This is a genomic window from Brevibacterium ihuae, assembly GCF_900184225.1.
GTDB classification, from domain to species: domain Bacteria; phylum Actinomycetota; class Actinomycetes; order Actinomycetales; family Brevibacteriaceae; genus Brevibacterium; species Brevibacterium ihuae.
In genome coordinates this window covers 333365-355093 of sequence record NZ_FXWZ01000003.1, presented here as the reverse complement: position 1 = coordinate 355093, position 21729 = coordinate 333365, and the positions used below count along the sequence as shown (strand labels likewise).

Below are 21729 nucleotides of genomic sequence, written 5' to 3'. Positions count from 1 at the left end.
CGCGCAACCCGCCCACGTCCTCAGCGGAGTCGGCGCACCCCGGTCGGGAACTCGCCGGGCACCCAGGGGAACGGGTCCGCGGTGCGGGTGGGCACCTCGGCGGAGGAGTCGGTCTCGGCGACCGCGGCCACGTCCCCGAGCTGCGCGGAGACGAACGCGCGATCGACCGGATGCCCGTGCCCAGGAGCGAAGACCGTGATCCCGCGCTGTGCGAGCAGGGTCTCGAGCGCATCGGCCCAGCGGGCGGGCAGCGCGTCGTCTCCGAACTGCGGAGGGGCGCCCTCCTCGACGAGATCGCCGACGAGCGCGATGTCCTCGCACAGGACGACGAGATCGGATTCGGTGTGCCCGCCGAGTGCGAGGAATGTCGCCGTGCAGCCGCCGAGGTCCACGCGATCCCCCGTGCGCACCTCGCTCACGGAGACGAGCAGGCGGTCGGGGGTGGGGAGGTCGGGTTCGTGGGAGAGCGGGACCGCCTCGAGCTGGATCCAGGCCGAGGCCGCATGATCGCGGACGAATCCCGGTGAACCGAGGAACTCGGTGACGCCCGCGGCGGCGAACGTCGCATTGCCGAAGAAGTGGTCCCAGTGGTCATGGGTGTTGACCACGGTGAGGGGGAGGTCCGTGAGGGCGCGGAAGGCGGAGAGGATCGCCGCGCCCTGGTGGGGGCCGGCTCCGGTGTCGATGACGAGGGCACGGTCGGATCCGACGACGAGGTAGGCGTTGAGCTGCACCGGGTCCGAGGTGAAGACGTAGATCTCAGCCATTCCCACCCCCGTGCCGAGGTGCCTGCGGCGGTCCGCTGCCGGGGTCTGTCGCAGGAGGCCGGGTGGCGTCCGGGGTCGGGGCGGCCCCGGGTCGCATCCCGGGGTCACGGTGCTCCGGTGGTATCCGAAGTTTCGGCCGGCGGGCGGAGCGAACGGGTGTCCCTGACCCGGACGGACCGGAGCCGAGGCCCCGGGAACAGTGCGCGGAGGCGCGGGCATCGGGGGAACCGCGGGACCTGGAGACGGCGACGCGGGTGGGACCCGACGACCGACCGATTCCGGGGTTCCGGGTTGGACCGGGCCGCCGACCGGACCCGGAGACCCGGGTGCGAACGGGTTCCCGGCCGGCGGCACGGAGCGGTACGGGTCGCGGCCCGGCATCCCGCCGACCGGCCCGCCGTCGCGCGGAGCGAACCCGGGCGCCCCGCCCCCGGGCACCCGGCCCGGTGCAGTGTCGTATCCCGGCGCAGCGCCGAATCCCGGAGCCGGCCCTCGGCCGACACCGCTCACCCCGGGACCGGCACCGTTCGGCCTGGTCCCGTCGTTCTGTCCGGGCCCGCCGGCCGCCGGCTTCCGCAGCAGCAACCAGACCACGACGCCGATGAGGACGAGTGCGAGGACGATGAGCGCGAGCCAGACGAGATCGCGGAGAAACCACACGATCGCCGCGACGGAGGCGCCGAGCCCCCACCACAGCGCCCATGGTCGGGAGCGCACTGCGCCGTAGACGAGGAGGGCCACATGGTCGACGAGGAAGAGCACGGTGTACCAGCCTCCGTCGACGAGAGCCGCGACCACCCCGGCGACGGTGATGGCGGCGGCGGACACGGACCGGCGGATGAGCCCGCCGGCGGGGGCGTCTCCGCGGCGGTCGGCGAGCCATGCCCACAGCCAGGCCGCCGCGACGAGGATGTGGAGGTTGACGACGAGCGCCGTCGACACCACGCCGTAGAGCGCGATCATCAGGCCGACGGCGCCGATGTACGAGGCGATCTCCGGCACGACCCGCCGCGCGGTGGGGTCGGCGAGGCGGGCGGTGAGGAGGGCGAGCATGAGCGCGGGGATCGTCACCGAGATCCCCGCCGCGAGCTGCGTGACGGAGTGGAGCCAGGGGACGTCCACATCGAGGAATGGGGTGGCGGCGATCGCGACCACCGCGGCCGCGAAGGCCACCGCCAGCGGTGCGAGCGCCGGCACTCGGCGGCTGCTGAGGACCCAGTAGCACGCGTACCACAGCGCCCAGACGATCCAGGCCGACAGCACCGTGCGCAGCGCCCCGTCGTCGAGGAGGAGGCCGGTGAGCCTGCCGACGAGGACCGCAGTGGCGGCGGCTGCCGGCAGGAGGATCCACGAAGACCGGTGCACCCAGGCCGCGTGCACGCTCAGCGCGATGACGACGAGGGCGGTGACGACCGCGAAGATCTCCGGTGCGATCGTCGCTCGGCGGAGGGCGAGCAGCATGAGCGCTCCGAGGCCCGCCCACAGTGCGATGACCGCGAGGGTGGGTGACGGCCGCCGGCGGCCCGGGCGAGCGAGGTCGGGTGCGCCCGTCGGAGGGCTGGTCGGCGGTCGGGTCACGGCGTATCCGCCCGGGCCGGGAACCGGTGATCCAGGAGCAGCCGAGCTGGAAACAGCCGGTCCGGGACCAACCGATCCGGGAACAGCCGGTCGGGGAACCGAGTACGCGGACCGGCCGGACGCCACGGGAGCCACCGGAGCCGAGGGCGCCGCGGGCCCGGGAGCTGAGTGGGCGGATGCGGCGGGATGCAGCCGGAGACAGACTTCGTAGGCGACGTAGAGAAGGGCGAGGAAGACCGCCGCCCCGAGCGCGATGGCGCCTGTGCCGAGGTCGGACTCGATCGGCGGGAACACCGGAACCACGGCGTCGAGGCCGACGACGGCGCCGAGCACCAACGCCATGATGCCGGCGTACCGGGCCCGCCACCGTCGCCCGGCGCGCAGCAGCAGGAGCTCCGCGATCGCGACCCCGGCGAGGAGCGCGACGAAGAGGCCGGCCCGGGTGAGCTCGAAGACCGCGGGTGCCGGTGTCCGCGCCTCCGGGGTCGCGTACGAGCCGGCGAGGGACAGCGCGACGGCCACGGCGAGCGGGATCGCCCCGGTGAGGAGGAGCGCCGACCGCACCGCCCAGGCTGCGGCGCACAGGGTGAGGAGGACGAGGAGATAGCCCACGAACGCGATCATCGGGTGACCGAGGTCGGGTGCACCGGCGGCGGGGGCGAGGAGAGCGCCGCTCGTCACCGCCGACATCACCGGAGCGGTCCGCCGGAGGTTCCGAAGCCGCCTGCCGCGCCGCGAGGTGATCCACACCGCTCCGGCCGAATCCGCGGCGAGCACGAGGATGAGGGTGACTACGAGGATGAGGTAGGCCGCGCTGCGAGCCGCCGAGGGCGACGCCTCGATGCCGAGGGCGGCCGCGACCCACGGGCCCAGGGTGACTCCGAACGCCACCGCCCCGGCCCGGGCGAGCGGGGAGTCGAACCGCAGTGCGATGACGACGAGGAGGACGACGAGGACGAGGTCGAGCGCGATGAAGCCGCCGGCGAGCACGCGGGCGGCCGGGGACTCGAGCACGACGGGGGAGACCACCGTCCCGATGAACCCGAGTGCGGAGGCAACCCCGAACACGAGCCACGTGGTCGCCGAGCGGGTGCGGTGCAGCAGGGTCTCGCCGTAGAAGACGCAGGCGAGCACGAGTGCGCACAGGGCGATCGCAGCCCACCGGGTGCTCTCCGGCTGGTCCGGCCAGAGGGTCCGCACGAGAGCGCCGGTCGCGCAGAGCGCCGCTGCCGCCAGCGCCAGCCGGGCCGCCGGACCGCGCACCCGAGCGCCCAGGAGCCATGCGCCGACGACGTAGTGGATTCCGAGCACGGTGAACAGGGCGGCCCACGCCCACGCGCTCGGGAAGGGCCTGACGAACAGCGCGGCGAACACGGCCACGGGCGCGACGACCTCGCCGAGCAGGAGGTGGGGGAGGACGAAGGACCGGTCGACCCGGCCGGTGAGGAGGCGGGCGCCGACGGCGAACACGGTCGCCGCCACGACGAGCGCGCAGAAGTACCAGACGGTGGGTGCCGGGGTGAGCGCCACCGCCGACATCACGAGCGACAGGACGAAGAGCAGGCCGAACCAGGTGACGATCCGCGAGCGGAGCCGGAACGCCGCGAACCCGTAGCAGAGCACGCCGACGAACGAGGCGATGAACCACGCGAGCGAGGGGCTGGTGAGCGAGAAGCCGCCGAGGAGCCCGCCGGCTATCGGGACGAGCGCGAGGCCGAGCCCCGTGAGGGCGATCCCCACCGGGCGCAGCCGGGGGGCGAGGCCGTGGAGCAGGAGGCCGGCTGCGTAGGAGACCAGCGCGACCGCCCAGATGCTCGCGGCGCGCAGCACCGCCGAACCGCTGATCCCGGCGAAGACGACGGCTGCCGCGAGAACGAACAGGCAGGCGACCCCGAGGAGGAGATTCGGGTAGAGCGTGCTCCGTCGGGCGGCCGGGTGTTGCGGCATCCCGGGGCCCGGGTACGGCGGAGAACCGGGGCCGAGGCGCGGGGGAGCACCAGGGCCGAGGTGCGGGGGCGCCCCGGCGGCGTATGGCGGTTGGGCCGAGGTGCGGGGGCGCCCCGGCGGCGTATGGCGGTTGTTCGGGGCCGGCGCTGTGTCCGAAACCAGGTTCGGTCACGTATCCCACCCCGGGGGCGGGCGGTGGGCCGGGCGCGTGACCCGGTCCGGGCACCTGCTCGACCTGCGGCCGGTCTGACTCGGCAGCGCGGCCGGACCACGGAGGGGGAGGCGCCGGGTGTGCGGACGGGGGTACCGGGCCCGGAGAGCGAGAGGGTCGTGCCGACCGCCCCGCGGAGACGCTGACGAGGGTGGCGACGACGGCGGTGACGAGGACGGGGAGTGCGATCGCCCAGGTCAGCAGCTGCCAGAGCGCCAGATAGGTGAGATCGACCATGGGAACAGCTCTCTTCCGCGTCCAGGGGGACTGCACGGCAGCAGACGTGCGGGGCGGAGCACGCCCTCCGCGTATGCCGAACCTACCAGCCGATCGGCTCCCGCGGCCGTCGTCCACAGCCGCATGTCCCCTGCATCGGTGGTCGGGAGGAGAGCCCCGTGGTACGAGTGGACCATGGACGCCGCCATCCCCGCTGTCACCCCCGCGCTCCTCGCACACGCCCGCCCGCACCCTGGCGCCGCACCCGAGGTGCTGCTGGTCCTCGCCGCCGACCTCGGCGACGCCCCCGCGCTCCGGGCCGAGCTCTTCTCCCGCATGCAGGAGATCGAGGAGGAGCTGCTCATGGACGCGATCGGCCTGCCCGAGCTCGCGACCACGGCCGAGGAGCTGGCGGCGACCTGGGAGTCCGACCCGCACCACGAGCGCGACTGCGCGCTCGCCGTCGACGGTGCGGGACGCTGCCTGGGTGCCGCGACCATCGCCCTGCCGCTGCGCGAGAACCTCGAATCCGCCGACGTCCGGGTGATGACCCTCCCCGAGCTCGGCACGGACCTCGCGCGGCTCACGGCCGATGCCCTGTGGAACCGGATCGACCGGATCGCCGCGGCGCGCGGCCGTACCGTCCTCTACGGGTACGAGGAGCACGCCGACCACCCGCGCGCGAACTTCACCGCGGCCGCGCTCGGCGATCGGGAGGCGGGGACGGGCGACTGCGCGCACGTGAGCGGCGATGCCGCGGGGGACCTCGGCTCCGGATCCGGGGAAGTGAGCCCGCCGTCGCGACCGCTGCTCACCCTTGCCCCGGATCACGGCGCGCTCTTCGCCGACGATCCCGTGGTCCGGCGATTCGCGGAGCGCGGGTTCCGGCTCGTGCAGATCGAGCGCTTCTCGGTCCTGCCCGTGCGCGACGTCCCCGTGCGCGCGGTGCCCGCCGGCCTGCGTGCGGAGAGCTGGGTGGGCGATGTGCCCGATCGCCTGCTCCCGGCGGTCGCCCACCTCTTCACCGTGTTCGAGGAGACGATCCCCACGGGCGAGGCCGAGTTCGACGCCGTCGTGCACACCCCCGAACGGGTGCGGGACGAGGATCGGCTGCGGCGCGCTCGCGGCATGACCGCCTACGGCACCGTCCTCCTGGCGGACGCCGACGATGCGCCGCTGGGCCTGACGTTCTTCGAGGTCTGCACCGGCCGGGAGTTCGGGTTCCAGGAGCACACCGTGACCGTCCCCGCCGTCCGCGGCCGCGGATATGCCGCGCTCCTCAAGGAGCTCAACGCCGGTCACCTGCGTGCGCAGGCCCCCGAGGTCGAACGGATCTACACGTGGAACGCCGCGGAGAACGCCCCGATGCTCGCGATCAACAACCGGGTGGGCTTCCGGCCGCTCGGGATGACCGGGCTGTGGCAGCGCGGCGGATCCGCAGCCGACTGATCGCGGGCCGGGAGCGGCCGGGAACCATACCACATCCCGACTTGCACGGCGGGGAACGCAGGTCTACAGTGGATATTTGCGTTGCTTCGCCTTCGTGGTGCCTTCATATAGCGGTGGGCACATCGGAAATCCCGGACTGAGACGACCGCGGGAACCGGATGTGTACGTTACACCCGGATCTCCCTGGCCTCGGCCCCGGCTCAGGTGAAGCCGGACTCAACAGGTGACCCACTCGGAAGGATCCCATTGGCCGCCGCCAACGAAAACACCAGGACCGCTAACCCGCCCCAGCGCATCTCCTTCGCGAAGATCCACGAGCCCCTCGAGGTTCCCAATCTCCTCGGACTGCAGACCGACAGCTTCGACTGGCTCATCGGCAACGAGCGCTGGCAGGACCGCGTCATCGACGCCACCGAGCGCGGGGACGATTCCGTCGCCACGACCTCCGGTCTCGAGGACATCTTCGAGGAGATCTCCCCGATCGAGGACTTCTCCGGATCGATGTCGCTGTCGTTCCGCGAGCACCGCTTCGAGCCTCCGAAGTACTCGATCGACGACTGCAAGGAGAAGGACATCACCTACTCCGCTCCGCTGTTCGTCACCGCGGAGTTCATGAACAACAACACCGGCGAGATCAAGAGCCAGACGGTCTTCATGGGCGACTTCCCGCTCATGACCGAGCAGGGCACCTTCGTCATCAACGGCACCGAGCGCGTCGTCGTCTCCCAGCTCGTCCGCTCGCCCGGCGCCTACTTCGAGTCGACCCCCGACAAGACCTCGGACAAGGACATCTTCACCGCGAAGATCATCCCCTCGCGCGGCGCATGGCTCGAGTTCGAGATCGACAAGCGCGACCAGGTGGGCGTCCGTCTCGACCGCAAGCGCAAGCAGTCGGTCACCGTGCTGCTCAAGGCGCTCGGCTGGACCGAGTCGAAGATCCTCGAGGAGTTCGGCGACTTCGAGTCGATCCGCGAGACCCTCGCGAAGGACACCGTGTCCACCCGCGAGGAAGCCCTCATCGACATCTACAAGAAGCTCCGCCCCGCGGAGCCGGCCACCGTCGAGGCCGCAGAGGGACTGATCAACAACCTCTACTTCAACCCCAAGCGCTACGACCTCGCGAAGGTCGGCCGCTACAAGGTCAACCGCAAGCTCGGCATCGACCGCCCGCTCACCGACTCGGTCCTCACCACCGACGACATCGTCGCGACGATCCGCTACATCGTCTCGCTCCACGCCGGTGCGGACACCATGCCGGGCGTGCGCGACGGCAAGGACATCGACCTGCGCGTCGCGCTCGACGACATCGACCACTTCGGCAACCGCCGCATCCGCGCGGTCGGCGAGCTCATCGAGAACCAGGTCCGCACCGGGCTGTCGCGCATGGAGCGCGTCGTCCGCGAGCGCATGACCACGCAGGACGTCGAGGCGATCACTCCGCAGTCGCTCATCAACATCCGTCCCGTCGTGGCCGCGATCAAGGAGTTCTTCGGAACCTCGCAGCTCAGCCAGTTCATGGACCAGAACAACCCGCTGGCCGGGCTCACGCACAAGCGCCGCCTGTCCGCGCTCGGCCCCGGCGGCCTGTCGCGCGACCGGGCCGGCATGGAGGTCCGTGACGTCCACCCCTCGCACTACGGACGCATGTGCCCGATCGAGACCCCGGAAGGCCCGAACATCGGCCTCATCGGCTCGCTCGCCTCCTACGCGCGGATCAATCCGTTCGGCTTCATCGAGACGCCCTACCGCAAGGTCGAGAACGGCGTCGTCACCGATCGCACCGAGTACCTCACCGCCGACGACGAGCTCGAGTACTCGATCGCGCAGGCCAACGCACCGCTCACCGACGACCAGAAGTTCGCCGAGGACCACGTCCTCGCGCGTCCCAAGGGCGGCGGCGGCGAGGCCGAGCTGCTCCCGGCCGAGGAGATCGACTTCATGGACGTCTCCGCCCGCCAGATGGTGTCGGTGGCGACCGCGCTCATCCCGTTCCTCGAGCACGACGACGCGAACCGCGCCCTCATGGGTGCGAACATGCAGCGCCAGGCCGTGCCGCTCGTCCGCAGCGAGGCCCCGTTCGTCGGCACCGGCATGGAGTACCGCGCCGCAGTGGACGCCGGCGACGTCATGGTGGCCACCAAGGCCGGCGTCGTCACCGAGGTCTGCGCGGACTACGCGACCGTCCTCAACAACGACGGCACCACGACGATGTACCGGGCGGAGAAGTTCCGCCGCTCGAACCACGGCACCTCGTACAACCAGCGCGTGCTCGTCGACGAGGGCGACCGCGTCGAGGTCGGTGCCGTGATCGGCGACGGACCGTCGACCGAGAACGGCGAGATGGCGCTCGGCAAGAACCTCCTCGTGGCGTTCATGTCCTGGGAGGGCCACAACTTCGAGGACGCCATCATCCTGTCCCAGCGCATGGTGCAGGACGACATCCTCTCCTCGATCCACATCGAGGAGCACGAGGTCGACGCCCGCGACACCAAGCTCGGCGCGGAGGAGATCACCCGGGACATCCCGAACATCTCCCCGGACGCTCTGGCCGACCTCGACGAGCGCGGCATCATCCGGATCGGCGCGGAGGTCACCGACGGCGACATCCTCGTCGGCAAGGTCACCCCGAAGGGCGAGACCGAGCTCACCCCGGAGGAGCGCCTGCTCCGCGCGATCTTCGGCGAGAAGTCGCGCGAGGTGCGCGACACCTCGCTCAAGGTGCCCCACGGCGAGTCCGGCACCGTCATCGCGGTCAAGGAGTTCGACCGCGAGGACGACGACGAGCTCGCACCCGGCGTCAACCAGCTCGTCCGCGTGTACGTGGCCCAGCGCCGCAAGATCACGATCGGTGACAAGATGGCCGGCCGCCACGGCAACAAGGGCGTGATTTCGAAGATCCTCCCGATCGAGGACATGCCGTTCCTCGAGGACGGCACCCCGATCGACATCATCCTCAACCCGCACGGCGTGCCGCGCCGGATGAACATCGGCCAGGTGTTCGAGATCCACCTCGGCTGGATCGCCAAGCAGGGCTGGAAGATCGAGGGCAATCCGGACTGGGCGCAGGAGCTCAAGCACTTCCACTTCTCCCGCGAGGCCGAGGCCGGCACGAACGTCGCCACCCCGGTGTTCGACGGCGCCCACGAGGAGGAGCTGCGGGGTCTGCTCGACTCCACCCACCCGAACCGCGACGGCGACCGCCTCATCGACAGCTCCGGCAAGGCCCGGCTGTACGACGGCCGCTCCGGAGAGCCGTTCCCGTACCCGGTGTCGGTGGGCTACATGTACATGCTCAAGCTCCACCACCTCGTCGACGACAAGATCCACGCGCGCTCGACTGGGCCGTACTCGATGATCACCCAGCAGCCGCTCGGCGGAAAGGCCCAGTTCGGCGGCCAGCGCTTCGGCGAGATGGAGGTGTGGGCGCTCGAGGCGTACGGCGCCGCCTACACGCTGCAGGAGCTGCTGACGATCAAGTCCGACGACATCCCCGGCCGCGTCAAGGTCTACGAGGCGATCGTCAAGGGCGAGAACCTGCCGGACCCGGGCATCCCGGAGTCCTTCAAGGTGCTCATCAAGGAAATGCAGTCTCTGTGTCTCGACATCGAGGTGCTGTCCTCGGACGGAATGCAGGTGGAGATGCGCGACTCCGACGAGGAGGTCTTCCGCGCGGCCGAGGAGCTCGGCATCAACCTGTCCCGTCACGAAGCCAACACCGTCGAAGAAGTCTGATACTTACGAACGCGAACCGACGATCGCCCGACGATCGTCACGAGAAAGAGGATTTACGTGCCTGACGTCAATTTCTTCGATGAGCTGCGGATCGGCCTGGCCACTGCCGACGACATCCGCCGCTGGTCGCACGGCGAGGTCAAGAAGCCCGAGACCATCAACTACCGAACCCTCAAGCCGGAGAAGGACGGCCTGTTCTGCGAGAAGATCTTCGGACCGACTCGCGACTGGGAGTGCTACTGCGGCAAGTACAAGCGCGTCCGCTTCAAGGGCATCATCTGTGAGCGCTGCGGCGTCGAGGTGACCCGTGCCAAGGTGCGCCGCGAGCGGATGGGCCACATCGAGCTCGCCGCCCCGGTCACCCACATCTGGTACTTCAAGGGCGTCCCGTCGCGCCTGGGCTACCTCCTCGACCTGGCGCCGAAGGATCTCGAGAAGATCATCTACTTCGCCGCCTACATGATCACCTGGGTCGACGAGGACTCCCGCCACCGGGATCTGCCGACCCTGCAGAACCAGATCGACGTGGAGAAGAAGCAGCTCACCGACCGGCGCGACGCCGACATCGACCGTCGTGCCCGGAAGCTCGAGGAGGACCTGTCCGCGCTCGAGGCCGAGGGCGGCACCGCCCAGGCCAAGAAGAAGCTGCGCGACCAGGCCGAGCGCGAGATGGCGAACCTGCGCAAGCACGCCGAGCGCGACATCGATCGCATCGAGAAGGTGTGGGACCGCTTCAAGGGCCTCGCCGTCTCCGATCTCGAGGGCGACGAGTCGCTCTACCGCGAGATGGTCGAGCGCTTCGGCATCTACTTCTCCGGTGCGATGGGCGCCGAGGCGATCCAGAAGCGGCTCCAGGACTTCGACCTGGCCGCCGAATCGGATGCCCTGCGCGAGCTCATCAAGACCGGCAAGGGACAGCGCAAGACCCGTGCGCTCAAGCGCCTCAAGGTCGTCAACGCGTTCCTCACCACGGACAACACCCCCGAGGGCATGGTCCTCGACGCGATCCCGGTGATCCCGCCGGAGCTCCGCCCGATGGTGCAGCTCGATGGCGGTCGGTTCGCGACCTCGGACCTCAACGACCTCTACCGGCGCGTGATCAACCGCAACAACCGCCTCAAGCGTCTGCTCGACCTCGGGGCGCCGGAGATCATCGTCAACAACGAGAAGCGGATGCTCCAGGAGGCCGTGGACTCGCTGTTCGACAACGGCCGTCGCGGACGTCCGGTGACCGGACCGGGCAACCGCCCGCTCAAGTCGCTCTCCGACATGCTCAAGGGCAAGCAGGGCCGGTTCCGCCAGAACCTGCTCGGCAAGCGCGTCGACTACTCCGGCCGTTCGGTCATCGTCGTCGGCCCGACCCTCAAGCTCCACCAGTGCGGTCTGCCCAAGACCATGGCGCTCGAGCTCTTCAAGCCCTTCGTCATGAAGCGGCTCGTCGACCTCAACCATGCCCAGAACATCAAGTCGGCCAAGCGCATGGTCGAGCGCCAGCACCCGCAGGTGTGGGACGTCCTCGAAGAGGTCATCACCGAGCACCCGGTGCTGCTCAACCGCGCACCGACGCTGCACCGCCTGGGCATCCAGGCCTTCGAGCCGCAGCTCGTCGAGGGCAAGGCCATCCAGATCCACCCGCTCGTCTGCTCGGCGTTCAACGCCGACTTCGACGGCGACCAGATGGCCGTGCACCTCCCGCTGTCGGCCGAGGCGCAGGCCGAGGCCCGCGTGCTCATGCTGTCGGCGAACAACATCCTCAAGCCCTCGGACGGCAAGCCGGTCACCATGCCCAGCCAGGACATGATCATCGGCATCTACCACCTGACGAGCGAGCGCTCGGGGGCCGCGGGCGACGGACGCGAGTTCTCCTCGGTGGCCGAGGCGATCATGGCCTTCGACCGCCACGAGCTCGACCTCGGGGCGCGGATCCGCGTGCGGATCGAGAACATCGTCCCGGACGACTCGATGACCATGCCCGAGGGCTGGGAGGCCGGGCAGCCGGCCATCGTCGAGACCACCCTCGGCCGCGCGCTGTTCAACGAGACGCTTCCCGCGGACTACCGGTACGTCAACCGGACCGTGGACAAGAAGACGCTCTCGCAGATCGTCAACCGGCTCGCCGACTTCTACCCGAAGGTCGAGGTCGCCGCGACGCTCGACAACTTCAAGGCCACCGGCTTCCACTGGGCGACCCGCTCGGGTCTGACGGTCGCGATGTCCGACATCGTGTCCCCGGACGCCAAGGAGGGCATGCTCGCCCAGGCCGAGGAGCTCGCCGCCAAGGTCCAGGACCAGTACGACTTCGGTGCCCTGACCGACGACGAGCGCCGCAACGAGCTCGTCAAGATCTGGTCGGAGACCACCGACGAGGTCGCCGAGGCGATGCAGCAGAACTTCCCGGAGAACAACTCCGTGCTGCGGCTCGTCGAGTCCGGAGCCTCGGGCAACTGGACCCAGGTCCGTCAGCTCGCCGGCATGCGCGGACTGGTGACGAACCCCAAGGGTGAGATCATCCCGCGTCCGATCAAGTCGAACTACCGCGAGGGCCTGTCGGTGCTCGAGTACTTCATCGCCAGCCACGGCGCGCGCAAGGGCCTGGCCGACACCGCGCTGCGGACGGCGGACTCGGGCTACCTCACGCGTCGTCTCGTCGACGTGTCCCAGGACGTCATCGTGCGCACCGAGGACACCGACACGACGAAGGGCCTCACCCTGCCGATCGCGCAGGAGAGCCCGACCGGCGGGATCGAGCTCCACGAGTTCGTCGAGACGAGCGTGCTCGGCCGCCTCACGGTCGCCGACATCGCCGACGCCGACGGCACCGTCCTCTACCCGGCGAAGACCGATGTCACCGCCGAGGTCGTGGAGAATCTCGTGGCCCACGGGATCCGCGAGATCAAGGTGCACTCGGTCCTCACCGCGGACTCCGACGTGCAGATCTCAGCCGTCCACTACGGCCGCTCGATGGCCACCGGTCAGCTCGTCGACATCGGCGAGGCGATCGGCACGGTCGCAGCGCAGTCGATCGGCGAGCCCGGCACCCAGCTGACCATGCGGACCTTCCACACCGGCGGTGTGGCCGCCGGCGGCGGGGGAGACATCACGCAGGGTCTGCCGCGCGTGACCGAGCTGTTCGAGGCCCGGACCCCCAAGGGATTCGCGCCGATCGCCGAGGCCAGCGGCCGGGTCAAGGTCGACGACTCGCGCAAGACGCGCTACGTCATCGTCGTGCCCGACGACGGCTCGGAGGAGATCGAGCACGCCGTGGGCCGCCGCTCGCAGCTGCTCGTCGAGGACGGCCAGCACATCACCGCGGGCGACAAGCTCGTCCAGGGTGCGGTCGACCCCAAGCAGGTGCTCCGCATCCGCGGTCGCCGGGAGGCCGAGCGCTTCCTCGTCGACGAGGTGCAGAAGGTGTACCGCTCGCAGGGCGTGGGCATCCACGACAAGCACATCGAGGTTATCGTGCGCCAGATGCTGCGTCGGGTCACCGTCATCGAGTCCGGCGACACCACGCTGCTCCCGGGCGAGCTGGTGGACCGCGGCCGGTACCAGGAGGAGAACCGGCGGATCGTCGCCGAGGGCGGCACCCCCGCCTCGGCCCGCGACGAGCTCATGGGCATCACCAAGGCCTCGCTCGCGACCGAGTCGTGGTTGTCGGCCGCGTCCTTCCAGGAGACGACCCGCGTCCTCACCGAGGCTGCGCTCGAGGGCAAGTCCGATCCGCTCCTCGGCCTCAAGGAGAACGTCATCCTCGGTAAGCTCATCCCGGCCGGAACCGGAATGCACAAGTTCCGCGACATGGTCGTCGAGCCCACCGAGGAGGCCAAGCAGGAGATGTTCAACAACTCCTACGGCGACTTCTACCCGAGCCTGAGCGGCGAGGGAGCGGCGATCCCGCTCGAGGACTACGACTTCGGAGCGTTCAGCTGAGCCGAACCCCGCAGTCGCAGCACCCGTGAATGGCGGCGGGCCCGGAGAGATTCTCTCCGGGCCCGCCGCCATTCATCGGTCCTGCCGGACCCCCGAACGTCGAGTGGTCGGTTCCGGTCGAATACTCGCGGGTATCCGACCGGAACCGACCACTCGATGGGTGATGCGGCTCAGTAGAGGGCGACGAGCCGGCCCACGACCTCGCCCTTGGCGAGCTTGTCGAGGCCGTCGGGGATGTCGTCGAAGCCGATCGTGGTGATCGTCGGCTCGAGCTTCCCGGTCGCGAGGTACTCGTAGACCCCGGCGATGTCCTCCTTGGTACCGCCCTGGGAACCGACGAGGGTGACCTCGGAGAGGATCATGGCCTTGGTCGAGATCGTCGCCTCGAGCTTGCCCATGCCGACCTGGACGACGCGTCCGCCGCGGCCCACGGTCTCGATCGCCTCGGCGGTCGTGGTGCCGAAGCCGGCGTAGTCGACGATCGCGTCGAACTCGACGTCGGCGAACTCGGTGATCGACTACGCGACACCGGCTGCGCCGATCTCCTTCGCGGTGTCCCACACCTTCTCGTTGACCTCGGCGACGTAGACCTCGGCGCCGGCGAGGATCGCCACGCGGGTGCCGATCTGGCCGAGTCCGCCGAATCCGATGACGCCGATCTTCTTGCCCGGGCCGGCCTGGCCGTTGGTGATGATCGCGTGGTACGAGGTCATGCCCGCATCCGTGGCGGCCGCGCCCTGCTCCCAGGACACGCCGTCCGGGATCGGGGCGAGGGCATCGGCGGAGAAGGCGATCTTCGGCTGGAAGCCGCCGTCGGCGACGTAGCCGGGTGCGCCGGCCGGGGTGGTGGGGCAGACGCCCACGCGGTCGCCGACCTGGACGTTCGTCACGCCCTCGCCGAGCTCGACGACGACACCGGCGTTCTCGTGGCCGATGGTGATGGGCTGCTTGGCGAGAGTGGAGAGCCAGCCCTCGTCCTCGAGCAGTCCGACGTCCGAGTGGCACAGGCCCGCGGCCTTCATCTCGATGACGACCTCGCCGGGTCCGGCCTTGGGCTCCTCGACCTCGTTGAGGACGAGGGGCTCGTGGGTGTTGGTGAAGTGCCATGCCTTCATGGGGCACCGCCTTCCTTCGGATTGCGGCGGCGACTCGTCCTGCCTTTCGGACGGCGCGCGACCGCCATCCGGTCGGACGGCGGTCGCGCGGAATCGGCATCAGCCGAGGAGCACCTGGACCTCGTCCCAGCGCTCGCGGGGCACGAACTTGAGGTTGTCGACCGCATCGGCGAGGCGCACCCGGGTGATCGCCGTGCCGTCGAGAGCGGCCATGTGGCCCCACTGCTCGTCGCGCACGATGTCGACCGAGGCCATTCCGAGCCGGGTCGCGAGCACGCGGTCGTACGCCGTGGGGGAGCCGCCGCGCTGGAGGTGGCCGAGGATCATCGCCCGCGTCTCGATGCCGGTCGCCTCCTCGATGAGCGGCGCGAGGTGGTTCCCGATGCCGCCGAGGCGCACGCGGCCGTGCTTGTCGGTGCCGCGATCGGCGACCTGGTCCTCGACCCCTTCGGGCACGAAGCCCTCGGCGACGACGACGAGCGGCGCGCGCCCGCGGTCCCAGGCCGAGCGCACCCAGTCGTAGATCCGCTCGTAGCTCACCGGGAACTCGGGGATGAGGATCGCGTGCGCGCCGCCGGCCATCCCGGCCTGGAGCGCGATCCAGCCGACATTGCGGCCCATGACCTCGAGGACCATGCAGCGGTGGTGGGAGTCGGCGGTGGTGCGGAGGCGGTCGATCGCCTCGGTCGCGATCGACTGCGCGGTGTCGAAGCCGAAGGTGTAGTCGGTGCCGTCGAGGTCGTTGTCGATGGTCTTCGGCACGCCGACCACCGGCATGCCCTCGTCGTCGGCGAGGCGCGCGGCCCCGGCGAGGGTCCCCTCGCCGCCGATCGCGATGATCGCGTCGATCCCGCGCCGCTCCATCACCGTGCGCATCTGCTCTGGTCCGCCCTGCGAGTAGGGGTGGGTCCGCGAGGTTCCGAGGATCGTGCCGCCGCGGCCCGACAGCCCGCGAACGTCGACCATGTGGAGCGGGAAGGTGTCGTCCTCGAGGAGGCCGCGCCAGCCGTCCCGGATGCCGGTGAAGGAGAAGTCGTGCGCGCGGATCCCCTTCCGGACCGCCCCGCGGATCACCGCGTTGAGGCCGGGGCCGTCGCCGCCCGAGGTCATGATTCCGATGTTCATCCGTTCTCCTTCGGTCGTTCGCTGTGCGGTCGAGTGGCCGGGCAGGGGTGCGCGTCCCCGCGCGGGCTCCTCCGGCAGGCTATCGGTCGTGGGTGAGCAGGAGGTTACGAGCGTTCGACCGCCCGGGCCCAGCCGGGATCGATCTTGATGTCGTGACCGGCCATGAGGCTGAATCCGGTGAGGACGAGGGTGCCGTTCGAGCCGTCGCCGCGCGCCTTCTTCTTGACGTCGTTGCCGGCGATGATGTTGACCGTCCGGTCGATGATGCGCACCCCGCCCGGGATGTAGATCGTGTTGCCGCCCATGAGGGCATAGCAGTCGAGGGTGATCTCGACCCCGGGGCCGAGCGCATCGGTGAGGTAGATGTCGTCGCCGCCCATGACGCAGTAGCTGTGGACCGCGGGGGTGCCGGGGGCGACCTCGATCTCACGGCCGGAGAGGATCGCCACCGAGTTCTCGGACGCGCCGGAGCCGGGCCGGGCGGGGACGACATCGGCCGGGCCCGAGGCGGGCGCGGGGACCAGGCCGGTGCCGGGCCGCCTCCCGGTCCCGAGCTGCGTCTCGATGCGCCGGGTGACCTCGGCGCCCTCCGGCAGGTCGGCGATCGGGTCGAGGAGCGCGTCGAGGAACTTCGCGCGCACGACCGCGGTCTGGCGCTCGTCGACCTCGAAGGGGTCGAGGCGCCCGGAGGCGTGAGCGGCGGCGAGCACGTCGAGCACGGCATCGCGGTCCCGGTCGGAGGCCCGGATGCGGCGGGGAGCGGGTTCGATCGGTTCGGAGGGGGAGTCGGCGTCCATGGTCCAACTCTAGGACACCCGGAAACCGCCCGGACTCCCCGGTGTCCGCCGTTTTGACCGATGGAACCCGCACCGTCTACGCTTGATCGTGTCTGACTCCATCAGACGTGCCCGCACGCCTGCGGGCGGGACCCGGACCGCTGAGACCGTACATCGGCGGTGACGAGCGGGCCGCCGCACGGGCGAGCGAGCCGCACAGTCCAGTTCCCACCGTATCAAAGCGGGAGCGTGTCATTGCGACACACCCGACCTCGGGGTGGGAGAGGCCGTGCGGGAACTGGGATCGAGCAGGTCGCTTCACTCGATCGCAGTGAGACATGTGCGAGATGTACGGGCCGGCGCCGCACCCGCGGTCGGCGGACTCTCGGACTTAGGACCAGCGAGAAGCAAACGGAGAACATCTCAGTGCCAACAATCCAGCAGCTCGTCCGCAAGGGACGGCAGGACAAGGCCGCGAAGAACGCGACGCCTGCCCTCAAGGGCAGCCCGCAGCGGCGCGGCGTGTGCACCCGCGTGTACACGACCACCCCCAAGAAGCCCAACTCGGCCCTCCGCAAGGTCGCCCGCGTGAAGCTCTCGAGCCAGATCGAGGTCACGGCCTACATCCCGGGCGAGGGACACAACCTGCAGGAGCACTCGATCGTGCTCGTGCGCGGCGGTCGTGTGAAGGACCTCCCCGGTGTCCGCTACAAGATCGTGCGCGGTTCGCTCGACACCCAGGGAGTCAAGGGTCGTCAGCAGGCCCGCAGCCGCTACGGAGCCAAGAGGGAGAAGAAGTAATGCCACGCAAGGGCCCCGCACCCAAGCGCCCGGTCGTCATCGACCCGGTCTACAGCTCGCCGCTGGTCACCCAGCTCATCAACAAGATCCTCCTCGACGGCAAGCGCTCCACCGCTGAGCGCATCGTCTACGGCGCCCTCGCCGGCGCCGGCGAGAAGACGAACACGGATCCGGTCGTGCTGCTCAAGAAGGCGCTCGACAACATCCGCCCCTCGCTCGAGGTCCGGTCCCGCCGCGTCGGCGGTGCGACCTACCAGGTCCCGGTCGACGTCCGCCCCGCGCGCTCGACGACCCTGGCCCTGCGCTGGCTCGTCGGGTACTCCCGCCAGCGCCGCGAGAAGACCATGACCGAGCGTCTGCAGAACGAGATCATGGACGCCAGCAACGGCCTCGGCGCCGCCGTCAAGCGGCGCGAGGACACCCACAAGATGGCCGAGTCCAACAAGGCCTTCGCCCATTACCGCTGGTGACCGTCGGGCCGGGCGGACCACCGTCCGCCCGGCCGGCACACCCAGTCATCGAGACGAGAGAGAGACATCGTGGCACTCGACGTGCTGACCGACCTCAACAAGGTCCGCAACATCGGCATCATGGCCCACATCGATGCCGGCAAGACCACCACCACCGAACGCATCCTCTTCTACACCGGTGTGAACTACAAGATCGGCGAGACGCACGACGGTGCCTCGACGATGGACTGGATGGAGCAGGAGCAGGAGCGCGGCATCACCATCACCTCGGCTGCCACCACCTGCTACTGGGAGGGCAACCAGATCAACATCATCGACACCCCCGGGCACGTCGACTTCACCGTCGAGGTGGAGCGCTCCCTGCGCGTGCTCGATGGCGCCGTCGCCGTGTTCGACGGCAAGGAGGGCGTTGAGCCGCAGTCGGAGACCGTGTGGCGGCAGGCCGACAAGTACAACGTGCCGCGCGTCTGCTTCGTCAACAAGATGGACAAGCTCGGCGCCGACTTCTACTTCACCGTGTCGACCATCAAGGACCGTCTCGGTGCGAAGCCGCTCGTCATCCAGCTGCCGATCGGCGCGGAGAACGACTTCGCCGGCGTCGTCGATCTCGTCGAGATGAAGGCCTGGATCTGGCCGGACGAATCCCAGAAGGGTCAGGACATGACCGAGACGGAGATTCCGGATGATCTCAAGGGGCGCGCCGAGGAGTACCGCAACCAGCTCGTCGAGGACGTCGCAGAGGCGAACGAAGAGCTCATGGAGAAGTACCTCGAGGACGGCGAGCTCACCGTCGACGAGCTCAAGGCCGGAATCCGCCAGCTCACCATCGCCTCCGAGGCGTTCCCGGTGATGTGCGGTTCGGCGTTCAAGAACAAGGGCGTGCAGCCCATGCTCAACGCCGTCATCGACTACCTGCCGACCCCGCTCGACGTCGAGGCCGTCGAGGGCCACCCGGTGGGCGACGAGGAGACCGTCGTCACCCGCGAGCCCTCCGTCAACGAGCCCTTCTCGGCTCTCGCGTTCAAGGTCGCGACCCACCCGTTCTTCGGTTCGCTCACCTACGTCCGGGTGTACTCCGGCAAGGTCGCGTCCGGCGCCCAGGTGCTCAACACCACGACCGGGAAGAAGGAGCGCATCGGCAAGCTCTTCCAGATGCACTCCAACAGGGAGAACCCCGTCGAGGAGGCCGTCGCCGGCCACATCTACGCGTTCATCGGCCTCAAGGACACCACCACCGGTGACACCCTGAGCGATCCGAACAACGCCGTGGTGCTCGAGTCGATGAGCTTCCCGGACCCGGTGATCTTCGTGGCCATCGAGCCCAAGACCAAGGGCGACCAGGAGAAGCTCTCGACCGCGATCCAGAAGCTGGCGAAGGAGGATCCCACCTTCACCGTCAATCTCAACGATGAGACGGGCCAGACCGAGATCGGCGGCATGGGCGAGCTGCACCTCGATATCCTCGTCGACCGCATGAAGCGGGAGTTCAAGGTCGAGGCGAACGTCGGCAAGCCCCAGGTGGCGTACCGCGAGACCATCCGCCGCAAGGTGGAGAAGGTCGACTACACCCATAAGAAGCAGACCGGCGGCTCCGGCCAGTTCGCGAAGGTGCAGGTCACCTTCGAGCCCCTGGAGGTCACCGGCGAGACGATTTACGAGTTCGAGAACGCCATCACCGGCGGCCGCGTGCCGCGCGAGTACATTCCGAGCGTCGACGCCGGCATCCAGGACGCCATGCAGATGGGCGTGCTCGCCGGCTACCCGCTGGTGGGAGTCAAGGCCACCCTGGTCGACGGGGCCTACCACGACGTCGACTCCTCGGAGATGGCGTTCAAGATCGCCGGCTCGATGGTCCTCAAGGAGGGCATCAAGAAGGCGAACCCGGTTCTGCTCGAACCGCTCATGGACGTCGAGGTCCGTACGCCCGAGGAGTACATGGGCGACGTCATCGGCGACCTGAATTCGCGGCGCGGACAGATCCAGTCGATGGAGGATGCGTCGGGCGTCAAGGTCGTCCGTGCATACGTCCCGCTGTCGGAGATGTTCGGATACATCGGTGACCTGCGGTCGAAGACCCAGGGCCGCGCCGTGTACTCGATGCAGTTCGAGAGCTACTCGGAGGTCCCGAAGGCAGTCGCCGAGGAGATCATCCAGAAGGTCCGCGGAGAGTAATCTCCGCCCCCAGTCTGCGCGGGCTGCCCGGCCCGACGGCATATGAATATCCAACCCAGGCGTAGGATGTGAACCGCACATCCTGCACCACCCACGAGGAGGAACCCAGTGGCAAAGGCTAGCTTCGACAGGACCAAGCCGCACGTCAACATCGGCACCATCGGCCACGTCGATCACGGTAAGACGACGCTGACCGCGGCGATCACCAAGGTCCTGGCCGACAAGTACCCGGATCTCAACGAGGCCCGTGCCTTCGACCAGGTCGACAACGCGCCGGAAGAGAAGCAGCGCGGCATCACCATCAATGTCTCGCACGTCGAGTACCAGACCGAGAAGCGTCACTACGCTCACGTCGACGCCCCCGGTCACGCCGACTACATCAAGAACATGATCACCGGCGCGGCACAGATGGACGGCGCGATCCTCGTGGTCGCCGCCACCGACGGCCCGATGCCCCAGACCCGTGAGCACGTGCTGCTCGCGCGTCAGGTCGGCGTGCCCTACATCGTGGTCGCGCTCAACAAGTCGGACATGGTCGACGACGAGGAGCTCCTCGAGCTCGTCGAGATGGAGGTGCGTGAGCTCCTCTCCGACCAGGAGTTCGACGGCGACAACGCTCCGGTCGTCAAGGTCTCGGCACTCAAGGCTCTCGAGGGAGACGCCGAGTGGGTCAAGACCGTCGAGGAGCTCATGGACCAGGTCGACGAGTACGTTCCGGAGCCGGAGCGCGACGTCGACAAGCCGTTCCTCATGCCCGTCGAGGACGTCTTCACCATCACCGGCCGCGGCACCGTCGTGACCGGTCGTGTGGAGCGCGGCGTGCTCCTCCCCAACGAGGAGATCGAGATCGTCGGCATCAAGCCGGCCTCCTCGAAGACCACCGTCACCGCCATCGAGATGTTCCGCAAGACCCTGCCGGACGCTCGCGCCGGTGAGAACGTCGGTCTGCTCCTCCGCGGCACCAAGCGCGAAGAGGTCGAGCGCGGTCAGGTCATCGTCAAGCCGGGTTCGATCACCCCGCACACCAAGTTCGAGGGCCAGGTCTACATCCTGTCCAAGGACGAGGGCGGCCGTCACAACCCGTTCTACTCGAACTACCGTCCGCAGTTCTACTTCCGGACCACCGACGTCACCGGCGTCATCACGCTGCCCGAGGGCACCGAGATGGTCATGCCGGGCGACAATACCGACATGTCGGTCGAGCTCATCCAGCCGATCGCCATGGAGGAGGGCCTCCGCTTCGCCATCCGCGAGGGCGGACGCACCGTCGGCGCCGGTCGCGTCACCAAGATCACCGAGTGATCTGATCTGCGACTGAACAGCGGCCCCGGAGAGCGATCTCCGGGGCCGCTGTCGTGTCCGGACGCGTCCGTCGTCATGCACTCCGACCGGTTCGGCGTTAGGGTGGGGCTGATATGACGAAGACGACGGCGACGACGG

12 protein-coding genes are annotated in these 21729 nt (G+C 69.2%); 7 read left to right on the top strand and 5 right to left on the bottom strand.

Annotated elements, in window-relative coordinates:
* Window positions 1-20 precede the first annotated feature (20 nt).
* Window positions 21-4292: an MBL fold metallo-hydrolase gene (locus C1A17_RS14705; RefSeq protein ID WP_101652193.1), complete on the bottom strand. Its 4272-nt coding sequence runs from the start codon at window positions 4290-4292 to the stop codon at window positions 21-23.
* Between the two features lie 622 nt (window positions 4293-4914).
* On the opposite strand from C1A17_RS14705, the gene C1A17_RS07015 reads away from it, so the two are divergent.
* The 3 genes from C1A17_RS07015 (at window position 4915) to C1A17_RS07005 (ending at window position 13830) form a co-directional block, all read left to right on the top strand.
* On the top strand, window positions 4915-6168 hold the full coding sequence (locus C1A17_RS07015; RefSeq protein WP_101652191.1) for a GNAT family N-acetyltransferase: 1254 nt from the start codon (window positions 4915-4917) through the stop codon (window positions 6166-6168).
* Between the two features lie 246 nt (window positions 6169-6414).
* On the top strand, window positions 6415-9900 hold the full coding sequence (gene rpoB, locus C1A17_RS07010; RefSeq protein ID WP_101652189.1) for a DNA-directed RNA polymerase subunit beta: 3486 nt from the start codon (window positions 6415-6417) through the stop codon (window positions 9898-9900).
* A 57-nt stretch (window positions 9901-9957) separates the two neighbouring features.
* A complete protein-coding gene (locus tag C1A17_RS07005; protein ID WP_101652187.1) occupies window positions 9958-13830 on the top strand; it encodes a DNA-directed RNA polymerase subunit beta' in 3873 nt (1290 codons plus the stop codon).
* Between the two features lie 170 nt (window positions 13831-14000).
* Here the strand turns inward: C1A17_RS07005 and C1A17_RS14490 are convergent, their stop codons facing one another.
* From C1A17_RS14490 to C1A17_RS06990, 4 genes are all read right to left on the bottom strand, one after another.
* Entirely contained in the window at window positions 14001-14345 is a 345-nt protein-coding gene (locus tag C1A17_RS14490) for a zinc-binding dehydrogenase (RefSeq protein ID WP_281258720.1), read from the bottom strand.
* Window positions 14346-14348: 3 nt separating this feature from the next.
* Window positions 14349-14945, bottom strand: a complete 597-nt coding sequence (locus C1A17_RS14485) for an alcohol dehydrogenase catalytic domain-containing protein (RefSeq protein ID WP_245873550.1) — start codon at window positions 14943-14945, stop codon at window positions 14349-14351.
* Between the two features lie 99 nt (window positions 14946-15044).
* Window positions 15045-16070, bottom strand: a complete 1026-nt coding sequence (locus C1A17_RS06995; protein WP_101652184.1) for an ATP-dependent 6-phosphofructokinase — start codon at window positions 16068-16070, stop codon at window positions 15045-15047.
* 104 nt (window positions 16071-16174) lie between these two features.
* Window positions 16175-16867, bottom strand: coding sequence for a DUF1707 SHOCT-like domain-containing protein (locus C1A17_RS06990; RefSeq protein ID WP_101652182.1), 693 nt, complete (start codon window positions 16865-16867; stop codon window positions 16175-16177).
* 405 nt (window positions 16868-17272) lie between these two features.
* On the opposite strand from C1A17_RS06990, the gene rpsL reads away from it, so the two are divergent.
* The 4 genes from rpsL (at window position 17273) to tuf (ending at window position 21591) form a co-directional block, all read left to right on the top strand.
* Complete coding sequence (gene rpsL, locus C1A17_RS06985; RefSeq protein ID WP_029090268.1) at window positions 17273-17647, top strand: 30S ribosomal protein S12; 375 nt, start codon at window positions 17273-17275, stop codon at window positions 17645-17647.
* Window positions 17647-18117, top strand: a complete 471-nt coding sequence (gene rpsG, locus C1A17_RS06980) for a 30S ribosomal protein S7 (protein ID WP_101652180.1) — start codon at window positions 17647-17649, stop codon at window positions 18115-18117. Before rpsL ends, rpsG begins: the two co-directional genes overlap by 1 nt.
* A 69-nt stretch (window positions 18118-18186) precedes the next feature.
* Entirely contained in the window at window positions 18187-20289 is a 2103-nt protein-coding gene (fusA, locus tag C1A17_RS06975) for an elongation factor G (protein ID WP_101652174.1), read from the top strand.
* Window positions 20290-20397: 108 nt separating this feature from the next.
* Window positions 20398-21591 (top strand): elongation factor Tu, encoded by a 1194-nt coding sequence (gene tuf, locus C1A17_RS06970; RefSeq protein ID WP_101652172.1) that lies wholly within the window; start codon window positions 20398-20400, stop codon window positions 21589-21591.
* Window positions 21592-21729: the final 138 nt, after the last annotated feature.

Coding starts and splice junctions, on each gene's coding strand:
- C1A17_RS14485 (WP_245873550.1), bottom strand. CDS start 14,945: ATGAAGGCATGGCACTTCACCAACACCCACGAGCCCCTCGTCCTCAAC.
- C1A17_RS06995 (WP_101652184.1), bottom strand. CDS start 16,070: ATGAACATCGGAATCATGACCTCGGGCGGCGACGGCCCCGGCCTCAAC.
- rpsG (WP_101652180.1), top strand. CDS start 17,647: ATGCCACGCAAGGGCCCCGCACCCAAGCGCCCGGTCGTCATCGACCCG.
- C1A17_RS07015 (WP_101652191.1), top strand. CDS start 4,915: ATGGACGCCGCCATCCCCGCTGTCACCCCCGCGCTCCTCGCACACGCC.
- C1A17_RS06990 (WP_101652182.1), bottom strand. CDS start 16,867: ATGGACGCCGACTCCCCCTCCGAACCGATCGAACCCGCTCCCCGCCGC.
- C1A17_RS14705 (WP_101652193.1), bottom strand. CDS start 4,292: ATGCCGCAACACCCGGCCGCCCGACGGAGCACGCTCTACCCGAATCTC.